Genomic DNA, 23,425 nt, shown 5'->3' with positions numbered 1-23,425 from the left:
TGAACTTGCCGTCAAGCTGACGTAGCATAGTGCAATGACTGAGAACCCAGGATACGCCGAGCCGCAGGCGCCAAGCGGAGACTCGGACGAACCAAGAAGCGCAAGCGCTCCTATCTATACCGCCAAGGTCGAGAACCTCGGCGGGACCTCGGGTGAAGTGCGAGTCGACGATGGTATGACACTGTCGACGGCCCCTACCTCTCACACCGATCAGGGCAGCAATCCCGAGCAGTTCCTCGCCATGGCGTGGAGCACCTGCCTCGGCGAAACCCTCAAGGTGGTGCTGGCGGTCAACGACGTTGAAGCCCAGTCCCGCGTCCGCGTCGAGGTCGACCTGCACGGTGAGTCCAACGCCGGGTTCTACTTCGTGCCCCGGGCCTACATCTCCATCGATGGTGTCTCTGCCGCAGACGCGGAGAAGTATGCCGGGCGGGCCCATGCCAGGTGCCCGATCTCGAAGCTGCTCAAAGGACAGGGCAACCCGAGCGTCGAGATCGAAGAATACAAGAACCCGGACAACTTCCAGCTCAGCTGAGTCCGATTCCTGCCCGGATGAGGACGGCACGCTCCGCCTCGGCGCGCTGATACTACAGTGGTGACCAGGCGCCGAGGTTGGAGAATCGGCGTCGGGAAATGCTGACCGCACGCCGATCGGTGTCGGGTGTGCCGTTGATGGGCCGGAAGGGAAGTCAGTCGTGGACGTACAGGAAGCAGTCTTTCTCGCTCTCGACCTCACCGGAACCTTCGTCTTCGCGGTATCCGGAGTTCTGCTGGCCGCCAGACGCGGCTTCGACATCACCGGAGGGTTGGTCCTCGGGACGATGACCGGCATCGGTGGGGGCATGATCCGTGACGTCCTGCTCGATCGAGTGCCGAACGCGCTCGGTCAGCCGATCTATCTGGCCCCGCCCCTCATCGCCACGCTGCTCATCTACCTCATCGGCAAGCATGTCTCGCGGGCTCGGATCTGGATCGTGGCCTTCGACGCGATCGGGCTCGCCATCTTCAGCGTCACCGGTACGACGATCGCCCTCGGCGCCGGTGCGACCTATCCGGCGGCGCTGCTCATGGGGGCGCTCACGGCCTGCGGCGGCGGTCTCATGCGCGATGCTGTGGCCAGTGAGGATCCGGCGATCTTCACCGGCACCGACCTCTACCTGATCCCTGCACTCTTCGGAGCCGGTGTCACGCTCATCGCCGATGCGACAGGCATTCTGGGCAACGTGGTGTCGCTGATCATCGCCGGGCTCGCGTTCACTTTCCGAATGGTGGCCTGGAGGCTGCAGTGGCGGGTACCGCAGCCGATGCGGCAGTGGTCGTATCGGGAGACCGAGCGGAAGATGAAGAGGCTGCCTTCGGTTTTCCGGAAACCCGATTGAAGGCGCAGAGCCCTCGGAGATCATCACAGATATAGACGCTGACCCTCCTGCCTGCAAAGATGAACTCATGAGCGAGAAGACGACGCAGAGTTGGACCGAGGATCCGGAGCCGCTGCTGCGGGCAGGCAAAGGGTTTCGGCTCGATGATGTTGATCCGCGTTCGACCCCCGGCTACGAAGGCAACAAGAAATCCGGACGCAAGGACCTCAAAGCCTGCATCCCCGAACTCGACGATCTTCAGGAACGACTCTTCGCGGCCCATCATGAGGAGGAGTCGGGGCCAGCGGTTCTCCTCGTCCTCCAAGCGATGGACACGGCAGGCAAGGGCGGGATCGTGCGCCACGTCGTCGGATCGGTCGATCCACAGGGCGTGGAGCTCGCTGCGTTCAAGGCGCCGACGAAGGATGAGCTCTCCCACGATTTCCTCTGGCGCATCCGATCGCGCGTGCCCGGGCCTGGCATGATCGGCGTCTTCGATCGCTCTCACTACGAGGATGTGCTCATCGGCAAGGTCCGCGAGCTTGCCGATGACGAAGAGATCGAGCGGCGCTACGCCGCCATCAATGACTTCGAGGCCGAGCTCGCCGACGCGGGTGTGCGCATGATCAAGGTCATGCTCAACATCTCCCCGGATGAGCAGAAGGACAGGCTGATGGAGCGCCTGGACCGTCCGGATAAGTACTGGAAGTACAACCCGGGTGACGTGGACGAACGTCTCCTGTGGCCCGACTACATGAAGGCTTATCAGGCGGTGTTCGAGCGCACCTCGACCGAGGCGGCTCCTTGGTACGTCGTCCCCGCTGACCGCAAATGGTATGCACGATTGGCGATCCAGCAGCTCCTGCTGAATGCGCTGCGGAACATCGCCCCCCAGTGGCCGGCTGCGGACTTCGATATCGACGTCGAACGGGAGCGACTGGCCGAGAGCTGAGGCTTGGGTTCTGGAAGCCCTCGGGCTCGGTGGTGCTCCGGTGCAGTTGAGCGTTGCAGGCTCCCTGTCTTCACCTGCCCTGACCCCTTCCTGCCCATGCGCAATTGAGATAGTCTAAGGAATTGACTAAAGGTTTTTCCAAAGACGGAAGGCGCATGCATCATGCTCGAAGGATTCGATCCGATCGGCAATTCGCGCTCAGGTGTGCGAGTCAGCGGATTGATTGCCGGTTCCGGTCCCCCGGTGCTGCTATTGCACGGATATCCCCAGACGAAGCACATGTGGCATCTGGTGGCCCCTGAGCTGGCAAAGCACCACACCGTCGTGCTTGGGGATCTGCGCGGGTACGGTGACTCCGACAAGCCGGAGCAGACGAACGACCGCAGCACCTATTCCAAGCGGGAGATGGCTGCCGACCAGCATGCCCTGATGGCGTCGCTCGGTTTCGAGAAGTACTCCGTCGTCGGGCATGACCGAGGCGGCCGCGTTGCGCATCGCTTGGGCCTCGACCACCCGGAGGCCGTCGAACGCTTGGCCGTGCTTGACATCGTTCCGACTCTGCACATGTTCGACAACGTGAACCGCGCTATGGCGAGCTCCTATTTCCACTGGTTCTTCCTCGCCCTGGAGAATGGGATGCCCGAGGCTCTCATCAGGGCAGACCCTCTCACCTGGCTGCGCAGTCGATTCGAAGGCCGCAACGCCGGGGGTCGCCAGATCGATCCGGACGCATATGAGGAATATGCACGGTGCTTCACGAGCCCGGGAGGAGTTGAAGCGTCCACGGCCGACTATCAGTCCGCGGCTACCATCGATCTCGACCATGATCGCGCCGACCGTGATCGCGACCTGCGCCTGAGGATGCCGCTGCTGGCTCTGTGGGGAGAGCAGGGATACGTCGGCATGAACTTCGATGTCGTCGACGTGTGGAAGGGGTATGCCGCCGCAGTCGAAGGTGCGGCGGCACAATCCGATCACTACTTGGCAGAAGAGACTTCAGAGTTCGTCATCGCCGAACTCACGAAGTTCTTTCATCCGCTTGCTGCCGCCAACGGACGGCGGAGCTCGTGAACAGCACTCACGGCGGCCGCGTAGGCGAGAAGAAAACTGAATCCGAGCTCGTTCACGCACGCTTGCGATCGTTGGTCGAAGTGGAATCTCCCACCGGGCACCGGGAAGGGATTGCCGAATGCTTCTCCCTCATCAGGCACTGGGCCGGTGCGGCACTCGATTGGCAGGGCGAGATCCGAGAGATCGACGGCGTCGACCATCTGTACTTCGAGGCCACCGCTCCGGGGGGAATGCTCCTGCTCGGCCACGTCGATACCGTATGGCCAGTGGGCACTCTGGACCGGCTGCCTTTCACGGTCGAGAACGGGCGCGCTCGCGGCCCCGGCGTCTTCGACATGAAGTCGGGGCTCGTGGCGGCCATCGGTGCTCTCGAAAGACTGGCCGCCGAGGGGCGGAGCGGACGCGACGACGTCTCTCTCCTGATCACGGGCGATGAGGAAACCGGATCGATCACCTCCCGGGGGCTCATCGAGGAGGCGGCGGCGCGCTCACGTGCCGTGCTCATCCTCGAACCGAGCCTCGATGGGGCGGTGAAGATCGCTCGCCGAGGCGCCGGAATCTACCGCGTCGGGATCAAGGGGCGGGCAGCACACGCGGGCCTTGAGCCCGAAAAGGGCGCCAATGCCCTCGCAGAGATGGCCGATGTCCTCCAGCGGCTCGCGCTCCAGTCGGACAAGTCGCTCGGCACAACAGTGTCGCCGACATTCGCCACGGCCGGTAGTGCCGTGAACACCATCCCGGAACTCGCCGAGGTGGCCTTCGATGTCCGTGCCTGGTCCCTCAGGGAACTCGAACGCGTCGACGCCGCTTTCCGGTCGATTCTCCCGCGCAATCCCGAGATCGCACTGGCCCTGGACGGGGGAATCAACAGGCCGCCCCTTGAGCGTGAGCACGCCGAGGCGCTCTATCTCCTCGCCCGGGAGGTCGCCGCAGACCTCGGGCAGACCCCGCTTGACGGTGTCGAGGTCGGGGGTGCATCCGATGGCAACTTCACAGCGGCACTCGGCACGCCTACCCTCGACGGACTCGGGCCGCTGGGAGACGGTGCCCATGCCGAACACGAATGGGCGAATCTCGAATCGATCATCGAAAGGACCGACCTCGTCGCTGAGCTTATTCGGCGCATTCGCGAGCAGACGGACACGTAGCCGATGCGTCCTCGCGACAACTGAGCTGCAGATCTGACTCGCGCATCTGTGACTCAGAACCACACAGATATCACTTATTACTGAGAATCACGCCACTATGACCACAGGGGAGAAGCAATGACCGCTCACACCGACTCCACCGCATCGACCAATGGACGCAAGACATCGACATGGGAGATGCGCTTCAACACGCCGTATCTGCACACGGTGAGACCGGCGATGGGAAACCCGCGCACTGGCCTTGTTATCGAAAACCATCGCCATGGGGTCAAGGGGCGTCTGCTCATGCCCGAGGCAGGGAACGCCGATCCAGTGCTCTCCGATATCCTTCCCGGTGACGTGAGCTTCGAGTCCTTTCTGTCACCCGATTCTCGCTGGATCGTCTCCCTCGATGATGACGGAGGTTCTGAGGTCGGCGGACTCGTGGCCCAATCGGTCGACGGTACGACGAGTGTTCATCTGACTCCAGACCGTGATCCCTACGTCATCAGAGGAATGGAGTTCTCCGCCGATGGGTCGACGCTTCTCGCCACCATCGTCGATGATGAGGGCTTTCACCTGCTGTCGATTCCCGCGCATCCCTGGGGCGAGGCGGAGGTCATCTGGTCCTCACAGAACGAAGCCTGGTACGGGCACGTCTCCGCCGATGCCAGCCTCTTCTCCGTTGACTCGACGAATCATAATCCGGGTTGGCGTCGGACAGCTGTCACCATCGTCGACGCACACTCCGGTGAGGAGATCGCCGTGTGCAACGATATGGGCGAAGGCGGGCCGGTCCGGGCCGTACGCTTCTCTCCGCGGCGGGGAGACGATCGAGTGCTGTTGAGCACTGAGAAGAGCGGCTTCGCCAGGCCAGCGCTGTGGTCACCGTCCACTGGAGACCGGACAGACTACCCCTTGACTGAGTTGGCTGGTGAAGTGCTCGCGCTCGACTGGGCCCCGGAATATTCGCAGATCCTCCTGCTCCACGTCGACGAGGGGATTCATCGCCTCCTGCTCCTCGACACCGATGGCGGGGGCATCGCCGTTGTGCGTGAGGGTACCGGCAGCTATGCCGACCCCGATGTGGCCGCAGAATTCGCCTACAGCGCGCAGTCCTACCTCGATCAAGCTGGCGGAGTATTTGTATTCGAGCAGTCGTGGAACACTCCTCCAGCGCTCGTCAGAATCGATCACCACGGCGAATCGATTCCCGTCATCGATGCACCCCAGCTGCCCGCGGGTGTGCCATTCAATTCTGAACTCGTCACCAGCGCCGATGGCACACCTGTTCAGTTATGGTGGGCGATTCCGGTAGGTGAGGTGCGCGGCACTATCCTGTCCATCCACGGCGGGCCCAACTTGGTCACCACCGACCACTACGCTCCCGAGGCGCAGGCCTGGCTGGCAGAGGGCTTCGCCTTCGCTTCGCTCAATTATCGGGGTTCGGTGACATTCGGCAGGGAATTCAGAGAAGGCTTCTGGACCGGATACGGCGACCGCGAGATCGCAGATATTCAGGCGGTGATGGACCGCCTGCGGCGACTTGGCGTGGCGGATCCGGCATCGACGTTCGTCACCGGGGCCTCCTACGGCGGTCACCTCACGCTGTTGTCAATGGGCCGGCTGCCCGAGTACTTCGCTGGAGGTTTCGCCGTGGTGGCGATGGCCGATTGGGCCACTGCCTTTGAGGAGATGAACGCCGCACTCAGGCCCGTGTGGGAAAAGGTGCTGTCCAACGGTGAACTGAGCTTCGAGGAGGCCTGTGCGAAGCTCTCGTCCACGAGCTACGTGGATCAGGTACAAGGGTCAGTCGTGCTGTTTCAGGGAGCGCGTGACTCTCGCACTCCACCGGCACAGGCGAGGAAGTACATCGAACAGCTGCGGGCAAGCGGGGGAGACGTCTCCATCGAATGGTTCGATGCCGGTCACACACCTGCGGGTCTGGCCATCGAACACGAATGGTTGGAGCGTGAGCTGGGGTTCGTTGCGCTCACCGAGTCCTCAGCGAGGTGGTCCGACACGCCCTGATCGCTGTGTCGAATTCCTTCAAGCGACGGATTTCGACGCTGCTGGGGGTGTGATCGGAACTCAGCTGCCGTTCGTCTCGGCTGAGTCCCTTGACCGCGCCCGCTATCAGCTTCCGGCGCCGGGAGCACTCTCTGCAAGTGCTTCGAGACCCTTGATGAGCACTTCGAGACCGGCGTCGAACGTACTGGCATCCCCGATGCCCAGAGGAGGTTGACCAGCTGCAGTGATGGCGGGATACTCTTCGGGATCGAGGCGTTCGAACTGTATTCTCCAGGCCAGCTCGTCCTCTCGCTGCACCTGCTCCGGCAGGCAGTGGGAGGTCGCTTCGATGCTTGAAAGCGCGCGCACATAGTTGCCGAAGACGCGTTGGTATTTGAGCGCGTCCTCATTGTCGAATCCAGCATCGAAGAACGCCTTGAGCGTGTATTCCATATTGCTGAACTCGCGAGGCATGCGAGTGGTTCTGGCCGCCATCTGCGAAGCGAGTTGAGGATAGCGCAAGTAGTGTTCGTGGACGACACGTGCAGCAATCCGCAGATTCTCTCTCCAGTCCCCGGTGGGCACAAGGGCACCGAGATAGGAACGGTCGCGCAGGGAATCGATCAGCGCGAGGACGAGTTCGTCCTTGTCCTTGAAATGACGGTACATCGATGTTGGGTGGGCCCCGAGTTCGGCTCCCAGCGATTGGAATGTCAGTCCTTCGAGGCCGTCGCGCTCAGAAATCACCTTTGCGGCGTCGAGAATGACGGTGCGGTTGAGCGAATCGCGTTTGCGCCTTGTGCGGACCGGGGCATCGGATGTCGATCGAGTGCCGTCCGCGGATGTGCCGGGATTCGTCAAGGTTCTCCCATCGTCGTGTGTGTCCTCAAGGATAACCGCAGTCGGGATGAACACGAAGATCGCTTGCCCAATAGATAGTCAATTCTGTTGACTAACACTATTGCTATCTCTTCGATTCGGGATTAATCTGTTGCTACGACATGGCACTGTAAGCAGTGGGGCCATGGTGGAAAGGAACTTCAATGACGAGTTTCACCCGACCGCGAGGCAGGAGACATCTTCGTGCAGCAGCGGCCGCAGGCCTCGCGTTCGCGCTCGGTCTCACCGCGTGTTCGACTGGCGACGGCGGTCTTGACCAGAACATCTCGGACGACGAACAGATCGTCATCGGTGCCGAACAGGAACCCGACTGCGCAGACTGGATCGCTACGTGTGCCGCAAACATCTGGGGCTCCTACACGATGCGGATCCCCACACTTCCACGCGCCTTCGAGTCCCGGAAGACCGATGGTTCCTGGGAGCTGGTCCCCTCTGATCTGCTGACCGGTGAACCGAGGGTAGCCATAGCAGAGGACGGGAAGCAGACGATCACCTATCGCATCAATCCCGAAGCTCGGTGGTCCGATGGAGAACCCATCACCGGTGAAGACTTCGTGTACACCGGCCTCCAGATCCGGGACGGCGATGACATCTTCGACAAGAGCGGGTACTCGCAAATCGAATCTATCGACGCTCCGAACGAGAGGACCGCAGTCGTCACGCTCAAGACCTCGACCGGCTCATGGAAGAAGCTCTTCAGCGGCGACTACTCTGTCCTGCCCAGTCACATCCTCAAGAGCGAGGACCGCGCGGAGATGATGAAGGACGGCTATGACTTCTCCGGTGGCCCCTGGAAGATCGAGTCCTGGGTCAAAGGGGTCTCAGTGACACTGGTGCCCAACGACAACTATTGGGGCGAGAAGCCGAAACTCAAGAAGGTCACGTTCCAGTTCATCACCGACACCGCGGCTGCCTTCCTCGCGCTCAAGAGCGGTCAGGTCCAGGCGCTGTATCCGACGCCGCAACTCGACGCGATGAGTCAGATCAAGGCCGGCGTCCCGAATACGAACATCGACGTCGACACCGATTCTGGAAACCTGGAGGCCCTGTGGATCAACAATGCGGCTTTTCCCTTCGACAGCTTGGCGGTGCGACAAGCCTTCGCCCATTCGATCGACAGGCCCGCGATCGTTGAGCGACTCTACGGACAGATCGGGGTCGAGCAGGTGCAGCAAAGCTTCCTCACCCCACTCAACGGAATCTACGCCCGGGAAGACTTCTCCCGATACACCAGAGACCTCGAGAAGGTTGAGGAACTCATGACGGATGACGGGTGGCGCAGGAACGACGAGGGAATCTGGGAGAAGAACGGGAAACCCGCTGAGTTCCGCATCACCACGCAGTCCGGGAACCAGCGACGCGAACTGGCCGAACAGATTCTTCAGAAGCAGGCAGGTGAGGCCGGTTTCTCCATGAAGATCGCCAACGTCGCAGGCGCCGACCTGTTTTCAAGCGTCGCGCCGAAGGGGGACTTCGAGGTCGGATTATGGACGATCATCGACACCGTCCCCGAACCCGATCTCGGCTCCTCATTCAGGTCGGACGCCATCCCCGGTGACGACAACGGATTCTCAGGCATCAACTTCACCCGAGCGAGCATCCCAGGAGCTGATGGACTCCTCAACACCGTAGCCCGCACGACGGACGACAAGGAACGGATCACGAAGTCCCATGCAGCCGAAAAGCTCATCGCCGAGGCTGTTCCCGGAATCCCCATCGACACGGTGCCGAACATCGTCATGACCAGCAGCAAGGTCAAGGGGCCGGTCGAGGTCAATCCCGCAGAGGGCCCCTTCTGGAACCTGGAGGAGTGGACCCTTGATTGAGCGCTCAGCTATTTGTGAAGCCACAAGGATCAGAGCCGGCATCGCACTCGACCGTCCTGGAACCGGAAAGGCCCGGGAATCATCATGATCACCTATGCCCTGCGCCGACTGGCCTACTCGATCCCGGTCATCCTCATCGCCTCGTTCCTGCTCTTCTGGGCTGTCCGTCGAGCCTTCGACCCGTTGAGCAAGCTCCGGCTGAACCAGGATCCGACGGCGATCGCCCGAGAGACCGAACGACTGGGTCTCGACAAACCGATCCCGGAGCAGTATCTCCTCTGGTTCAAGGACTTTGTGACAGGGGACTGGGGGACCAGCACCCGCACAGGCCGTGACGTTCTCGACATGATAGCCGGCGCCGCCGGGCCGACCATCCAGCTCATCTTCTGGGGAGTCCTCCTCGGTGCGGTCATAGCGATAGCGGTGGGAACGTACTCGGCGGTCAAGCAGTACAGCGCAGCCGACTATGTGTTCACCGGAGTGTCCTACATCGGAATCGCCCTCCCCGCGTTCTGGTTCGGGCTCCTTCTCATCCAGATATTCGGGGTGTGGCCGGTGCAGATATGGAACCTGGCCGAGCCGCCGCTGTACTTCGTGGGTCTTCACTCGGTGGGCCATTCCGATTTCGGGGATTACCTACGCCACCTCGCCCTTCCCGTGGTGACAATGACGATCACTCTCGTCGCCAGTTGGAGCAGATACGGGCGAGCTTCGATGCTTGATTCGCTCACCAGTGATTATGTGCGCACGGCGCGGGCAAAAGGGGTGCCGAAACGTCAGGTTGTCATCAACCATGCCCTCCGCAACTCCCTGGCACCCTTCGTCACCGTGGTGTTCCTCGATGCGGGCATCCTCCTCGGCGGGCTCGTCGTCACCGAACAGATCTTCTCGATCCCAGGGATGGGCAAGCTCCTTCTCGATTCCCTGCTCGCCGGCGATGCGCAGCTGCTGTTGCCGTGGATGATGCTCGTCGCCATCACCATCGTCGTCTTCAATCTTCTGGCGGATCTCAGCTATGCCTACCTCGACCCGAGAGTGAAATTGTCATGAGAGCACAATCAGTGGCCGCGACCACCAAGACGACCAGATCATTCGTCGGTCAGTGGACTCTCTTCCGACGCCGGTTCCTCCGGCATAGGCTCGCCGTCAGCGGACTCGTGGTGCTGGCGATGCTCGTCATCGCCTGTTTCGGCGCTCCCTGGATCGCCCCCTTCCAGGAGAATCACCAGGACCTCATCACCGGGTCCACTGGCCCGAGTCCGGTGCATTGGCTGGGAACGGACGAACTGGGTCGAGACTTCCTCAGCCAACTGCTCTATGCCGGGCGGATATCGATGTCGGTCGGCCTTGGTGTGGGCGTGCTCTCAACCATTGTGGGTGTCCTCCTCGGCTCCCTGGCGGGATACTTCGGCGGCTGGGTGGACGAACTCATCATGCGCCTCGTCGATCTCTTCCTCGTCGTCCCACCGATCGCGATCCTCGCTCTCCTGCTCCAGGGATTCGGCAGTTCATCGGCGACAATCGTGCTGGCCCTGAGCGCACTGGGCTGGACCGTTATCGCACGTGTCGCGAGATCTCAGGTGCTCTCATTGCGGGAGAAGGAGTTCGTCGATGCGGCGATCGTTCTCGGAGCCTCTCCCCTGCGAGTGATCGTGAGACACATGATCCCCAACCTCGCCGGAGTCATCGCCGTGAATGTCTCCCTCGCAGTAGCGGCGGCGATCATCACGGAATCGACCCTGAGCTTCCTCGGATTCGGAGTCCAACCCCCGGACTCGAGCTGGGGCAACATGCTCAGCCAGGCCGCCGGTCTGCTCGGCACCCCGCAGGTGCATCTGCTGCTCTACCCCGGCCTGCTCATACTGATCACGGTGCTGTCGGTGAACTTCATCGGCGACGGGCTCCGTGACGCCCTCGATCCACAGACGAAACGATGAGGCCCGCCATGACACTCAACCAACAGCCGCTGCTCACGGTCGACAACCTCAGCGTCGTCTTCTCCACGGACAACGGCCCGGCCACCTCGGTGGAGGGGCTGAGCTTCGAACTGAATGCGAACGAGACCCTCGGCGTGGTCGGTGAATCCGGTTCAGGAAAATCCATCACCTCGATGGCGATCATGGGACTGCTTCCGCGCACAGCTGCTGTGACCGGATCGATCAGGTTCCGCGGAGAGGAACTGCTGACCAAAACCGACGATCAGCTGCGGGACCTGCGCGGTCGACGGATCTCCATGGTGTTCCAGGACGCGCTCGCCGCACTCAATCCGGTGAAGTCAGTGGGCAATCAGCTCATGGAGGCGGTGCGAGTCCATTCCTCGGACCGCAGCCGCCGAGAGATGCGAGCCAGGGCGATCGAACTCCTCGACATCGTCGGCATTCCCACCCCCGAGCAGCGTGTCGACCAATTCCCTCACGAATTCTCCGGGGGAATGCGCCAGCGCATCATGATCGCCATGAGCATCGCCAACGATCCGGATGTGCTCATCGCCGACGAGCCGACGACAGCCCTCGATGTCACGGTCCAAGCGCAGGTGCTCGACGTGCTGCGTCGGGTTCAGAGACGGACCAACTCGGCCCTGCTGATCATCACCCACGATCTGGGCGTGGTCGCAGGGCTTGCCGACAGGGTCCTCGTGATGTATTCCGGGAAGAAGGTGGAGGAAGCCGACGTCGAGGATGTCTTCTACCGTCCTTCCCACCCGTACACCTTGGATCTGCTGGCCGCGATGCCCCGACTCGATGGCAATTCTGGCGATTCGCGCCTGTACTCGATCCCCGGGGCCCCTCCGGATCCAACCGAGCTTCCGCCGGGCTGTCGATTCGCGCCCAGGTGCCGGTACGCGATGCTCGGCACGTGTGATCGAACACCCGTTCCCGAACAGTTCATCACCGATCGCCATGTGGCGGCCTGCCTGAGGATCGACGAGGTCGCCGCCGTTCGACAGGAGGCGTCCTCATGAGCAGCACACTCGAAGCAATCGATGTCGTCAAGGAGTACCCGGTTCGCTCGGGTCTCTTCCGCAGACGCACGGGGACGGTCCACGCGCTTTCGGGGGTCAGCCTCGAGGTGCCGAAGGGAAAGACGCTCGGCATCGTCGGTGAGTCCGGCTGCGGAAAGTCCACGCTGGGACGCTCGATCGTCCGGCTCCACGACATCGACAGCGGCAGCATCCGCTTGGACGGCGAGTCGGTCGAGTCGGCCTCCGGTCAGGACCTGCGCTCCCTGCGGCGACGCGTGCAGATGGTGTTCCAGGACCCCTATGCCTCCCTCAATCCGCGTCTGACGATCGGCAGCGCCCTCATCGAAGCCCTCGAGATCCACGGCTTGGCGGCCGGTCGCCGTTCGGAACGGGCGCAGGAACTGCTGGAGATGGTGGGTCTGCGTCCCGAGTTCGTCCAGCGCTACCCCCATGAATTCTCCGGTGGTCAGCGGCAGCGCATCGGCATCGCCCGAGCGCTCGCCGTCGAACCCGAGGTGATCGTGCTCGATGAACCGGTCAGCGCCCTCGACGTCAGTGTGCAGGCCGGCGTCCTCAACCAGCTCAAGGAACTCCAGGATCTGCTCGGACTCACCTACGTGTTCATCGCCCACGACCTCTCCGTCGTGAGATACCTCAGCGACGAGGTGGCCGTGATGTATCTCGGCAGAATCGTCGAGACCGCGCCGACGGGCAGGCTGTTCGCGGCACCCGAGCATCCGTATACCAAGGCGCTGCTGTCTGCAGTTCCGATCCCCGATCCGATCGTCGAGCGGAGCAGAGAGCGGATCACCCTCAGCGGTGATGTGCCCAGCCCTTTGAACCCTCCGAGCGGATGCCGGTTCCGAACCCGGTGTTGGAAGGCCACCGAACGCTGTGCCACCGAGATTCCGCTGCTGCGTACGATGGCAGACGGGACTCGAGCGGCCTGTCATCATCCCGAATCGGAGACTCAGAGTCCAACCGATCCCACGGACAGTCAGAGAACGGAAGCAGGTGCTCAATGAGCTTACAGAAGGCGATCGCAGTCATCCCAGGCGACGGGATCGGGAAGGAAGTGGTTCCCGAGGGGCGTCGGGTGTTGCAGGCAGTCTCACAGAAACACGGAATCGATCTCGAATTCGTCGATTTCGACTTCGCGAGTGCCGACTACTTCCAGGCTCATGGAACCATGCTGCCCGAGGACTGGTTCGACAGTCTGCGCGGCTTCGACGCAATCTTCTTCGGGGCGGTCGGCTGGCCGGACGTCGTGCCCGACCACATCTCTCTATGGGGCAGCCTGCTGCAATTCAGGAGGTCTTTCGACCAGTACATCAACCTCAGGCCATGCCGTCTGCTGCCCGGTGTGAAGAGCCCGCTGGTCGGCTACGGCCCAGGTGACGTCGACTTCTACGTGGTGCGGGAGAACACCGAGGGCGAGTACTCGTCGATCGGCGGAAAGATGTTCGAGGGCACCGACCGGGAGATCGTTGTTCAGGAGACCGTGATGACTCGGACAGGAGTCGACAGGGTGCTCAAGTTCGCCTTCGACCTGGCCGATTCCCGTCCGAATCAACACCTCACCTCGGCAACGAAGAGCAACGGAATCTCCATCACAATGCCCTATTGGGACGAGCGTGTGAAGAACATGTCTGAGAATTACCCCGAGGTGAAGCAAGATCAGTTCCACATTGACATCCTCACCGCCAACTTCGTCCTCAAACCGAATCATTTCGACGTCGTCGTCGCGAGCAACCTCTTCGGCGACATCCTCTCTGATCTGGGACCGGCCTGCACGGGAACCATCGGGGTCGCGCCGAGCGCGAACATCAACCCTGAAGGAACCTTCCCGAGTCTGTTCGAACCGGTGCACGGCTCGGCTCCTGATATTGCGGGTCAGGGCATCGCCAACCCGATCGGCCAGATCTGGTCGGGTGCGATGATGCTCGACCACTTCGGCGAGACCGCGGCAAGCGCGGACGTCCTCAAGGGCATCGAATCGGTGCTGAGGAGCGGGGACGCGAGCATTCTCACTCCCGATCTGGGAGGTCGGGGCTCGACCTCATCACTTGGCGAGGCGATCGCCTCGACGATCCTGTCGCAGGACTGATGTTCGAGAGCATCCGTGCCGTTTGCGTGACCCGGCGCTGACGCCGGAGGTCAGTCGCGGCGGATGCTGAAGTCGACCTTCGTCTCCTGCTCGACCGTGCGGGAGACTGTGCAGTACTTGTCATGGGAGAGGCCGACGAGCTTCTCGATGCGCGAGTCGGCCTTGCGGCCCTCCTCGTCGTCGGGAAAGGCGAGGTCGAAGTCGAGGTGGACGTTGTCCACCCGGGACGCACCGTCCTCGTCGATCTTGTCGGCCACTGCCGAGACGTCGAAGCGCGTCGGCTCGGTGTGCCTGCTGGTCACAGTGTCGACATCGATGGACGAACACCCGGCGACGGCTGCGAGCAGCAGTTCGACGGGTGTCATCAGGCCCTCTCCTCGGCCGAATTCGATGCTCGCCCCACTTGGTGCGGTAGCCCGGTAGTGGTTCTCGGCGAGCCTGGTCAGTTCGATGCTGCGGGTGTCTTCACTCATGACCCCATGATGTCAGGAATCACGCTGCAGTGAAGTCGGTCTATGCTGATTTCTGCACTCGCGCTGCGTGTGGGGGCACGATTCGGAGCCCCGGTTGAGATTCGTGTGGGAGACGACCATGTCCAGAGCCGCCTCGGCGGAGAGGAATCAGGTTCCACGGTGCGGAAGCGGAAGGGGCGCATGTGAACGTGGTGCCAGAATGGGCGGGTGAACGAGACACGAGACGGTTCGGCGAAGAACACCCCGAGTCCCCGCCGCTTCGGGGTGCTGCGCAGCTGGGCGACGGCTCCGTACCTGGTGGGAACGGGGCTGGCAATGATGGGCGACAACATCGAGCACGTCATCACGTACTGGGTGCTGTGGCAGCAGTTCGAATCGCCGGCGCTCGTGGGATTCCAGCTCATCAGCCATTGGCTGCCGTTCCTCCTGCTCTCGGTCTACGCAGGATCCCTGGCCGAACGATTCGACTGCCGGCGCCTGATCCAGATCGGACAGGTCATGTTCATGGTCGTGTCCCTGTGTTGGGGCATCCTCTTCCTCACCGATTCGCTCCAGCTGTGGCAGGCGTGCGTGCTGCTCGTCATCCACGGCCTCGCAGGATGCCTGTGGGGACCGGCCGAGCAGATGATGCTGCATGACTTCGTCGACCGCAAGGAGTTGCCGAGCGCCGTGCGGATGAATGCGACCTTCCGCAGTCTCGGGATCCTGTTCGGACCCGTCGTCGGCTCGGCGCTCCTGCTGTCGTTCGGACCGACCTGGGGCATCTTCATCAACATCATCTTCTACCTGCCGCTGACGATCTTCCTGACGCGCACACCCTTCACCGGGCACACCAGGAGCGGGAGTCCGAACAAGACACGCACGACTCTGGTGCAGTCGCTGCGAGTGCTCATCGACGTTCGACACAACCGCTCGATCATCGGCATGCTGCTGCTGGCCGCACTGGCCTCGATCACGATCGGCGCTGTGCTGCAGACGGCGATGCCGGTCTTCGGCGGCCTCCTGACAGGCCCCGGAGGAGACAGTGACTTCACCTACGGGCTGCTGCTCTTCGCGCTCGGCGCCGGCGGTGTGCTCGGCGGCTTCTTCCTCGAGGCGACGGGGTGGGTGCGACCGATCCCTGCGGCGGCAGCGGTCGCCGCAGCTGGACTCGGTGCCAGCTCGATCGTCTTCGCGCTGACCACGCACCTGTGGCTGGCGCTGACCGTCCTCGTGCTTGCGGGGGTCTGTAAGATCACCGCCGAATCGACCGAGATGGCCATCATCCAACTCGAGGCGCCGCCCGAGATCCGCGGACGCGTCATCGGCTCCTATTCGATGTTCGGGCCCGGAATGCAGACTTTCTCCGGCGTGACCGTCGGCGTGCTCGGCACGATCGCGACGATCCCGCAGGCCGTGACGATCGGCGGCGCGGTCCTGGCGATCGGCGCAGTGGGAATCGGCGCATACGCGGTGACCGGACGCGGGCGCCCAGTCGGCTGACCGCGCTTGTATCAGGCCGCAGTGCAGGTGAGGAGCGGGGCGGAACCGAGCTCCGAGCCTCAGGTGACGGCGCCACGGACCTTGTGCGCAGGGGCGTCCCAGATCCGGTTGTCGAGGATGTCGCGCAGAGCCTCGACCGTGTCCCAGACATCGGTGAAGCCGAGGTAGAGCGGAGTCAGTCCGAACCGCAGAACTTCAGGCTCGCGATAGTCGCCGATGATTCCGCGCTCGATGAGCGCACTCATGATTGCGAAGCCCTCGGGGTGAGTAATCGAGACCTGTGAACCCCGATGGTCGTGCTCGCGTGGAGTGACGAGTGCGACCGGGTGATCGGCCAGGCGAGATTCGACGAGTTCGATGAAGAGGTCGGACAGCTGCAGGGACTTCTGCCGCACCGCGGCCATATCGACCGTGTTGGCGATATCGAGGCCCAGCTCTGCGACCGCCAGTGAGATGACGCCCTGCGTGCCGGTCAGATACCGGCGGATGCCTTCGGCCGGAGCATAGTCCGGCGACATCTCGAAGGGCCTCGCGTGCCCCCACCAGCCCGAGAGCGGTTGTGTGAAACGGTTCTGCAGCGCCTCGGAGACCCAGATGAAAGCGGGAGAGCCCGGCCCGCCGTTGAGGAACTTGTAGGTGCACCCGATGGCCATGTCCGCGCCCGACCCAGCCAGGTCGATCTCCAGGGCGCCCGCCGAATGGCACAGGTCCCAGATCACCATGGCGTCGCCGTCATGGATCGCCGAGGTGGTTGTGGCCATGTCGAAGAGTCGGCCGGTGCGGTAGTTCACGTGGGTGAGGACGACGAGGGCCACCTCGTCGGTCAGCGTGTTCGGGAACCCAGCGGTCACCTCGGCGTCATCGACGAGACGCACCTCGTATCCGGCATTCAGCTGATCGGCCAGGCCCTGCAGCATGTAGATGTCGGAGGGGAAGTTCTCCCGCTGAGTGAGGATGACCCGACGCTCGGGCGCATCTGCGGTCTGCATCTTCAGTGCGGCCGAGGCGGCTTTGAACAGGTTGATCGAGGTGGTGTCTGTGACGACGGTGCTGCCGGTCCCACCGCCGATGATGCCTGCAACCTTCTCGCCCAGCGTCGCCGGCAGATCGAACCACCCGGCGGTGTTCCAGGAGCGGATGAGCCCGGTGCCCCATTCGTCGGCGATAACCTCCTGAGCGCGCTCGGCCGCCCCCTTCGTCCGCGCGCCGAGTGAGTTCCCGTCGAGGTAGATCGTGTCGGAGGGAAGGACGAACTCGTCCTTGAAACCGCGCAGCGGATCCTCGGCATCGAGGCGTTCGCAGTCGGTGCGATCACGTGGGGTGCTGTGTTCGGGGCTCGTCATTGGTCACCTTCGTCGGAGCGGGAATGCCGGTGCTGCTGATGGCGGATCTCCTCACAGAATACTCAGATCACGGATATCATCGAACCCATCCGAACAGAAGACGGAAACTGGGAGTGATTCTTGTGGTGAATTCGGATCTGATCGTCGATCATCGTTCTGAAGCGAACGATTCCCACCTCGCCGAGGTGGACCTGGCGATTCTGCGCGAGCTCAGTACCGATGCCCGGATCTCCAACAAGGAGCTCGCCGGCCGAGTGGGATTGGCTCCATCCACATGTTCGGGGCGCGTCAGTGCACTGAGGTCGCGGGGAATCATCCGAGGATTTCATGCCCAGATCGACTTCGACGCGCTCGGTCTGCACGTGTTCGGCATGATCTCGGTGAGGATGTCCCCGGTCGGGCGGTCGAAGATGAGCGACGTCATCGCTGGACTGCTCCGGGCGCCAGAGACCCTCGACGTCTTCCAAGTCTCGGGAGAGCGAGACCTGCTTGTGCACATCGCCACCGCCCATCCGACCGGGTTGAATTCCTTCATCGCAGAGCATCTCTCAGATCCGAGGATCGCCCATACTCAGACGAGCCTCGTGTTCGGGCATCACCGCCCCTGAAGCACAGGAGCACCGTTCCTGAGACGAAAAGTCTCTGCTGTTGGGCACTGGCTATGCTGTGAGCGTGGAACCGGCAACCTGGACCTTCATCATCCTAGGTGCGGCGATGATCGCCTTCATCTCCTCAAAGGTGCCGCTTGCCGTCGTCGCCGGAGGCGTGGTCCTCGCACTGTGGGCCACCGGCGTGCGCAGCCTGCCCGAAGTGTTCGAGGGCTTCGCTGATCCGACCGTGGTCTTCATCGTCTCGCTGTTCATCGTCATCGAGTCGCTCGAGGCTTCGGGAATCACCGCCTGGCTCGCGAATTTCGTGGTCAACCGAGCCGGCACCAGCAGAACGCGTCTGGTCCTCGTCATCGGCGTCGCCGCTGGGATGCTCGGCGCGTTCATCAGCGTCAGCGGAACGGTCGGTGCCCTACTCCCCGTGGTCGTCATCGTGACGAAGAAGGCGGGAATGCTGCCGTCGAAGATGCTCATTCCGCTCGCCTTCCTCGCCAGCGGCGGCTCGGTGCTCACACTCACCGCGTCGCCGGTGAATATCGTCGTCTCACAGGCTGCCAGCGACCACGGAGGACGTCAGTTCGGCTATTTCGAATTCGCCCTGGCAGGCATTCCTCTGGTGGTCATCACGATTCTCATCGTCCTCCTCGCCGGCGATCGGCTGCTTCCCGACAGAAGCCCGGAGTCGATTGCCGCACCGGATCCGACCGCCCATGCGAAGCGCCTGCGCGAGGACTATCGAATGGATGTGAGCACTGGCGCGCTGTACACCGTCGAAGAGGGTGTCGCCGAGGTGCTCGTCGCTCCCCATTCCTCCCTGATCGGCCGCCATGTGCTGCCCGGCATGACGACACCAGATGACGGACTCGTCGTCCTCGGTGTTCGTCGTGGGGACCACGCCGGTCCGTTGGTGCGCGAGTCGGAGGAGACCGAGGAGAGGTTCGAGCTTCGGGCGGGTGACGCCGTGCTCGTGCAGGGTCCGTGGGCAGCACTCGAACGGTATGCGGGTTCGCAGGATGTCATCGCGGTGACTCCGCCGCAGTCTCTGCAGCGTGCAGTGCCTCTGAGCAGGAAGTACAAGCGCACCCTCTTCATCTTCGCGGCGATGATCCTGCTGCTGGTCACCGGGGTAGTGCCGACCGCGATCGCCACCATGCTGGCGGCCGGGGCACTGATCGTCACGAAGGTGGTGAGACTGCCGACGGTGTACAGGGCCGTTCCGTGGAGCATCGTCATCCTGGTCGGAGGAATGATTCCCCTGTCCCGAGCATTCGTCGACACCGGTTCCGCCGACATCGTCGCTGATCTCGTCCTGGGCAACCTCGGTGCGGCGTCGCCGTATCTGGCGCTCCTCGTCATCTGCGTGATCTCAATGGTGCTCGGACAGTTCATGTCGAACCTGGCAACAGTGTTGGTCATGCTGCCGATCGCGGTCGCCATTGCCGGGAGCACCGGGGCAAGCATCCAACCCTTCATGATGGGCTTGGCCGTATGCGGCGCAGCCTCTTTCATCACCCCGGTGGCGACTGCCGGCAACCTCATCGTCATGCGGGCCGGTGGTTACCATTTCGGCGATTACTGGAAATTGGGACTGCCGCTGATGGTCGTCTATCTGGGGATTGCAGTCCTCTATGTCCCCCTCATCTGGCCCTTCTAGTTCGTTCATCCGAGCCAGTCGACGTGTCGATATGCGTCGCCGTATGGCGGGGGTATGACAGTCTGAGTCGGAATCTGACGAGGGCGCTCCGGGAGATCGGTTGGGCTTCCTAGTCTGGGGACCACCCAATCGAAGGAGACGTCCCATGACCGTCACAGCCGGCACCACCACAGACTCCACCAGTACAGCAGACTTCACCCCTGGTTCGACCGTCGCGATCAGCGCCGAGGATCGGGCCGAGCGCCTCACCTCAGCAGGTCAGGCGTGGAACGAACGGATCGCCGCCTCGGCGAAGAACGCACAGCTGACCTTCTCCGCGAAGGGCAGCGCCCAGGGCTCGGTGTCCTCGGTCATCACCGCCGGTAAGCACACCTTCACTGTCGATGAGCCGACCCCACTGGCCGGCGACGATGTGGCACCGAACCCCGTCGAGTATGCGCTCGGTGCGCTCATCTCCTGCCAGATCGTCGTCTACCGCCTCTACGCCCACAACCTGGGACTGACGATCGAGAGCCTTGACGTCAGCGCAGAGGGCGACCTCGATGTGCAGGGACTCTTCGGAGCCGATGACACCGTGCGACCGGGATTCTCAACGGTTCGCGTCAACGTGGAGATCACGGGGCCCGATAGTGACGAGGCCTACCAGGAGCTGCAGAAGACCGTCGACGCTCACTGCCCTGTCTTCGACATCTTCACAAACCCCACGCCCATCGACGTCATCGTGACGAAGAAGAACTGAGCGCCACGACAGCTGAGCACCACGTCAAGGCATTGAGGCGAGTCTCGTCGGACCATTGACTTTCCTGTGGCCGAAGACGAAGATTTGGACTCCATAGCTGGCCACCAACTGCCCAGGAGCAGTCATGACCCAGATCTTCGTCAATTTTCCGACCACCGACCTCAACCGGTCGAAAGAGTTCTATGCCTCTCTGGGGGCCGAAGTCGTCCCCGAGTTCACTGATGAGAATGCAGCTTGTCTGAAGTGGGACGAGAGCATCTTCTTCATGGTGCTGACGAGGGAGTATCTCGCGACCTTCACCGATAAGCCGATCGCCGATCCGCATTCGACCGCGCAGGTGCTCACCGCATTGAGCCGCGAGTCACGTGAAGATGTTGATGCCACGCGGGCGAAGGTTCTCGACGGTGGTGGCTCGGAGAACAAGGAACCACAGGACTACGGATTCATGTATTCCATCAGCATGGCCGACCCGGATGGCAATATTCTCGAATTCATGTGGATGGATCCTGTCGCAGCCGAACAGGGTCCCGAGGCATACACCGCAGAACAGAGCTGACCTCAGGTGCCGATAGTCATCTGGCGGCCACCAGGATCAGCCGGTGCCGGACTCCAAGACCTCGAGAACCCCGGGTCCATAGCGTTCGAGCTTCTTCAGGCCCACACCGCTGACCTTGCCGAGTTCGTCGATTGAGCTCGGCTTGGCTTCGACGATTCCGTACAGAGTGGCATCGGGGAACACGACGTAGGCAGGGACGCTCTGCTCTTTGGCCTGATCGGCACGCCAAGACCGCAGAGCCTCGAATAGGGCTGTGTCCGCGGTCCCGAGTTCGACTTCGGGGCCGCCTCGGCGCTTGGCTCCTGCCTTCTTGGATCCGGACTTCTTGACGGGGTCCACTCGCAGCGACACTTCCACTTCGCTGCGCAGAACCGGGCCAGCGTCCTCACCGACGACAAGCACGCCGTAATCGCCGTGGGATTCCAGGAGCCCGCGGGCGAGGACCTGGCGGACCACAGTCTTCCACTGCGTTTCACTGAGGTCTTCGCCGATTCCCCAGACACTGAGGCTTTCGTGATCGGCCGCGCGGGAACGCTCATTGTCGTTGCCGCGCAGGACGTCGATGACCTGGCCCGAGCCGAAGCGCTGGCCTCGTTCACGGTCGAGGCGGATGACGGCCGAGAGGAGTTTCTGGACGGCCACCGTTGCGTCCCAGGTCACTGGGGGAGTGATGCAGGTGTCGCAGTTGCCGCAGGGAGCGGATTCCTCGTCGAAGTAGCGCAGCAGCTGCACGCGCCTGCAATCGACGGTCTCGCACAGGGCCAGCATGGAGTCGAGGTGCGACATCGCACGCCGCTGGTAGGTGCGATCGCCGTCGCCTGACTCGATGAGCCGGCGTTGGGAGACGACATCGCCGAGACCGTAGACCATCCACGCATCGGCCGGCAGTCCGTCACGTCCGGCGCGACCGGTCTCCTGGTAGTAGCCTTCGACGCTGCGCGGAAGGTCGAGGTGGGCGACGAAGCGGACATCAGGTTTGTCGATGCCCATGCCGAAGGCGATCGTCGCGACCATGACCACGCCGTCCTCGCGGAGGAACCTGGCCTGATGATCGGCGCGTACTTCGGATGGCAGCCCTGCGTGATAGGGCAGGGCATTGATTCCTCGGGCCACGAGCGCCTCGGAGAGCTGTTCGACACCGCGCCGGGACAGACAGTAGACGATGCCCGAGTCACCAGAGTGTTCGGTGGTGATGAAGTTGATGAGCTGAGAGCGGCCAGATTGCTTCGGCTCGATGCGATAGGTGATGTTCGGGCGGTCGAAGCTGGCGACGAAATGCTGGGCCTCGCCGAGGTGAAGACGCTCGGTGAGTTCGGCATGTGTGGCGGGGGTGGCGGTGGCGGTGAGTGCGATGCGTGGAACGTCAGGGAATCGTTCGGCCAGCACTCCCAGGCCCAGGTAGTCGCTGCGGAAGTCATGGCCCCACTGTGAAACACAGTGGGCTTCGTCGATTGCGAACAAAGCGACCTGTGCACGTTCGAGCAGCGCCATTGTGCGCGGCAGGACGAGGCGTTCAGGTGCCAGGTAGAGCAGATCGAGTTCACCGTCCAGGAGCGCACGTTCGACGTTCTGCGCTTCCTCGAAGTCGAGGGTTGAGTTGAGGTAAGCCGCTCGCACGCCGAGGTTCTCCAGGGCAGCGACCTGATCGGCCATGAGCGCGATCAGCGGAGAGATCACGACGCCGGCGCCGGGCCTGACGAGACTCGGTATCTGATAGCAGAGAGACTTTCCGCCGCCGGTGGGCATGAGGACGACTGCGTCACCACCGCCCACGATCTGATCAACGACCGCTTGCTGCTGGCCCCGGAACTCGTCATAGCCGAAGACATCGTGGAGGACGTCGAGCGGAGAGGTCGTGGGTGCCGAGGTCATGCATCCAGCCTAGTGGACGGTGCTGACTCGGCCGAACTTCGTACGCGGGGCCCACGTGCATAGAGGAGCGCGTGCTGCAGCCACGGGATCACCCCTCCGACGACGACTCTGACCACTGGCACCGGCAGGCCTTCACAGACGCTCTCAGGGCGGTCCGGCGACGTGTGGTGGGCGTCACGCCGAGTTTTCCGGTTTCGAGTTGCACGCACCAGCCAGCCTGGTCTAGAGTTGTATCTCGTTGCCCCGCAGAAAACGAACTCTTCGAGAACAGTTTTCACCCGGTATGACCAGCACAAACACAGTTTGAGCCGGATCATCACAGGATGCGAGATGACAACGAAAATTGAAACTGACACCCCCGGTGTAGACCGCCATGTTTGATGGC

General features: G+C 62.5%; 21 protein-coding genes. 17 read left to right on the top strand and 4 right to left on the bottom strand.

All coding sequences use genetic code 11. The features are described 5' to 3' along the window. Positions 1–34: 34 nt before the first annotated feature. The 6 genes from JTF07_RS15750 (at position 35) to JTF07_RS15725 (ending at position 6,539) form a co-directional block, all read left to right on the top strand. Complete coding sequence (locus tag JTF07_RS15750; RefSeq protein WP_204235184.1) at positions 35–535, top strand: OsmC family protein; 501 nt, start codon at positions 35–37, stop codon at positions 533–535. A gap of 160 nt (positions 536–695) precedes the next feature. After that, the gene (locus tag JTF07_RS15745; RefSeq protein ID WP_204235183.1) at positions 696–1,379 is read left to right on the top strand and encodes a trimeric intracellular cation channel family protein; all 684 of its coding nucleotides are present in this window, start codon (positions 696–698) and stop codon (positions 1,377–1,379) included. A 67-nt stretch (positions 1,380–1,446) separates the two neighbouring features. Continuing rightward, positions 1,447–2,310, top strand: coding sequence for a PPK2 family polyphosphate kinase (locus JTF07_RS15740; protein ID WP_204235182.1), 864 nt, complete (start codon positions 1,447–1,449; stop codon positions 2,308–2,310). Positions 2,311–2,472: 162 nt separating this feature from the next. Further along, complete coding sequence (locus tag JTF07_RS15735) at positions 2,473–3,381, top strand: alpha/beta fold hydrolase (protein ID WP_204235181.1); 909 nt, start codon at positions 2,473–2,475, stop codon at positions 3,379–3,381. Positions 3,382–3,461: 80 nt separating this feature from the next. Beyond that, on the top strand, positions 3,462–4,529 hold the full coding sequence (locus tag JTF07_RS15730) for a M20 family metallopeptidase (RefSeq protein ID WP_204235180.1): 1,068 nt from the start codon (positions 3,462–3,464) through the stop codon (positions 4,527–4,529). 117 nt (positions 4,530–4,646) lie between these two features. Then, entirely contained in the window at positions 4,647–6,539 is a 1,893-nt protein-coding gene (locus JTF07_RS15725) for a prolyl oligopeptidase family serine peptidase (protein ID WP_204235179.1), read from the top strand. 105 nt (positions 6,540–6,644) lie between these two features. Here the strand turns inward: JTF07_RS15725 and JTF07_RS15720 are convergent, their stop codons facing one another. After that, positions 6,645–7,379 (bottom strand): TetR/AcrR family transcriptional regulator, encoded by a 735-nt coding sequence (locus JTF07_RS15720; RefSeq protein ID WP_204235178.1) that lies wholly within the window; start codon positions 7,377–7,379, stop codon positions 6,645–6,647. A gap of 182 nt (positions 7,380–7,561) precedes the next feature. On the opposite strand from JTF07_RS15720, the gene JTF07_RS15715 reads away from it, so the two are divergent. The 6 genes from JTF07_RS15715 to JTF07_RS15690 all read left to right on the top strand — a co-directional run bounded on the left by JTF07_RS15715 (position 7,562) and on the right by JTF07_RS15690 (position 14,313). Further along, the gene (locus JTF07_RS15715) at positions 7,562–9,244 is read left to right on the top strand and encodes an ABC transporter substrate-binding protein (RefSeq protein WP_204235177.1); all 1,683 of its coding nucleotides are present in this window, start codon (positions 7,562–7,564) and stop codon (positions 9,242–9,244) included. A gap of 84 nt (positions 9,245–9,328) precedes the next feature. Beyond that, positions 9,329–10,294 (top strand): ABC transporter permease, encoded by a 966-nt coding sequence (locus tag JTF07_RS15710; protein ID WP_204235176.1) that lies wholly within the window; start codon positions 9,329–9,331, stop codon positions 10,292–10,294. Beyond that, a complete protein-coding gene (locus JTF07_RS15705) occupies positions 10,291–11,181 on the top strand; it encodes an ABC transporter permease (RefSeq protein WP_204235175.1) in 891 nt (296 codons plus the stop codon). The genes JTF07_RS15710 and JTF07_RS15705 overlap by 4 nt, the downstream gene beginning before the upstream one ends. A gap of 8 nt (positions 11,182–11,189) precedes the next feature. Beyond that, positions 11,190–12,206, top strand: a complete 1,017-nt coding sequence (locus tag JTF07_RS15700) for an ABC transporter ATP-binding protein (protein WP_252199866.1) — start codon at positions 11,190–11,192, stop codon at positions 12,204–12,206. Then, on the top strand, positions 12,203–13,231 hold the full coding sequence (locus JTF07_RS15695; RefSeq protein ID WP_204235173.1) for an ABC transporter ATP-binding protein: 1,029 nt from the start codon (positions 12,203–12,205) through the stop codon (positions 13,229–13,231). Before JTF07_RS15700 ends, JTF07_RS15695 begins: the two co-directional genes overlap by 4 nt. After that, positions 13,228–14,313 (top strand): tartrate dehydrogenase, encoded by a 1,086-nt coding sequence (locus tag JTF07_RS15690; RefSeq protein WP_204235172.1) that lies wholly within the window; start codon positions 13,228–13,230, stop codon positions 14,311–14,313. Before JTF07_RS15695 ends, JTF07_RS15690 begins: the two co-directional genes overlap by 4 nt. Before the next feature lie 50 nt (positions 14,314–14,363). Here the strand turns inward: JTF07_RS15690 and JTF07_RS15685 are convergent, their stop codons facing one another. After that, a complete protein-coding gene (locus JTF07_RS15685) occupies positions 14,364–14,786 on the bottom strand; it encodes an OsmC family protein (RefSeq protein ID WP_143923957.1) in 423 nt (140 codons plus the stop codon). 207 nt (positions 14,787–14,993) lie between these two features. Between JTF07_RS15685 and JTF07_RS15680 the strand changes: the two genes are divergently transcribed. Continuing rightward, entirely contained in the window at positions 14,994–16,268 is a 1,275-nt protein-coding gene (locus JTF07_RS15680) for an MFS transporter (RefSeq protein WP_204235171.1), read from the top strand. A 59-nt stretch (positions 16,269–16,327) separates the two neighbouring features. On the opposite strand, the gene kynU is transcribed toward JTF07_RS15680, so the two are convergent. Next, complete coding sequence (gene kynU, locus JTF07_RS15675) at positions 16,328–17,611, bottom strand: kynureninase (protein WP_204235170.1); 1,284 nt, start codon at positions 17,609–17,611, stop codon at positions 16,328–16,330. Between the two features lie 125 nt (positions 17,612–17,736). Here kynU and JTF07_RS15670 point away from each other — a divergent pair, with 125 nt between their 5' ends. The 4 genes from JTF07_RS15670 to JTF07_RS15655 all read left to right on the top strand — a co-directional run bounded on the left by JTF07_RS15670 (position 17,737) and on the right by JTF07_RS15655 (position 21,168). Then, positions 17,737–18,219 carry an Lrp/AsnC family transcriptional regulator gene (locus JTF07_RS15670; protein WP_353843991.1) on the top strand — a complete coding sequence of 161 codons (483 nt, stop codon included), beginning with the start codon at positions 17,737–17,739 and terminating at the stop codon, positions 18,217–18,219. A gap of 64 nt (positions 18,220–18,283) precedes the next feature. Next, entirely contained in the window at positions 18,284–19,873 is a 1,590-nt protein-coding gene (locus JTF07_RS15665) for an SLC13 family permease (protein ID WP_204235168.1), read from the top strand. A 145-nt stretch (positions 19,874–20,018) separates the two neighbouring features. After that, positions 20,019–20,612: an OsmC family protein gene (locus JTF07_RS15660; RefSeq protein WP_204235167.1), complete on the top strand. Its 594-nt coding sequence runs from the start codon at positions 20,019–20,021 to the stop codon at positions 20,610–20,612. A 124-nt stretch (positions 20,613–20,736) separates the two neighbouring features. Further along, entirely contained in the window at positions 20,737–21,168 is a 432-nt protein-coding gene (locus tag JTF07_RS15655) for a VOC family protein (protein ID WP_204235166.1), read from the top strand. 36 nt (positions 21,169–21,204) lie between these two features. Here the strand turns inward: JTF07_RS15655 and recQ are convergent, their stop codons facing one another. Next, a complete protein-coding gene (gene recQ / locus JTF07_RS15650) occupies positions 21,205–23,040 on the bottom strand; it encodes a DNA helicase RecQ (protein ID WP_204235165.1) in 1,836 nt (611 codons plus the stop codon). Positions 23,041–23,425: the final 385 nt, after the last annotated feature.

This window comes from Brevibacterium sp. RIT 803 (assembly GCF_016892625.1).
GTDB lineage: Bacteria > Actinomycetota > Actinomycetes > Actinomycetales > Brevibacteriaceae > Brevibacterium.
This window is presented reverse-complemented; position numbering and strand designations above follow the sequence as displayed.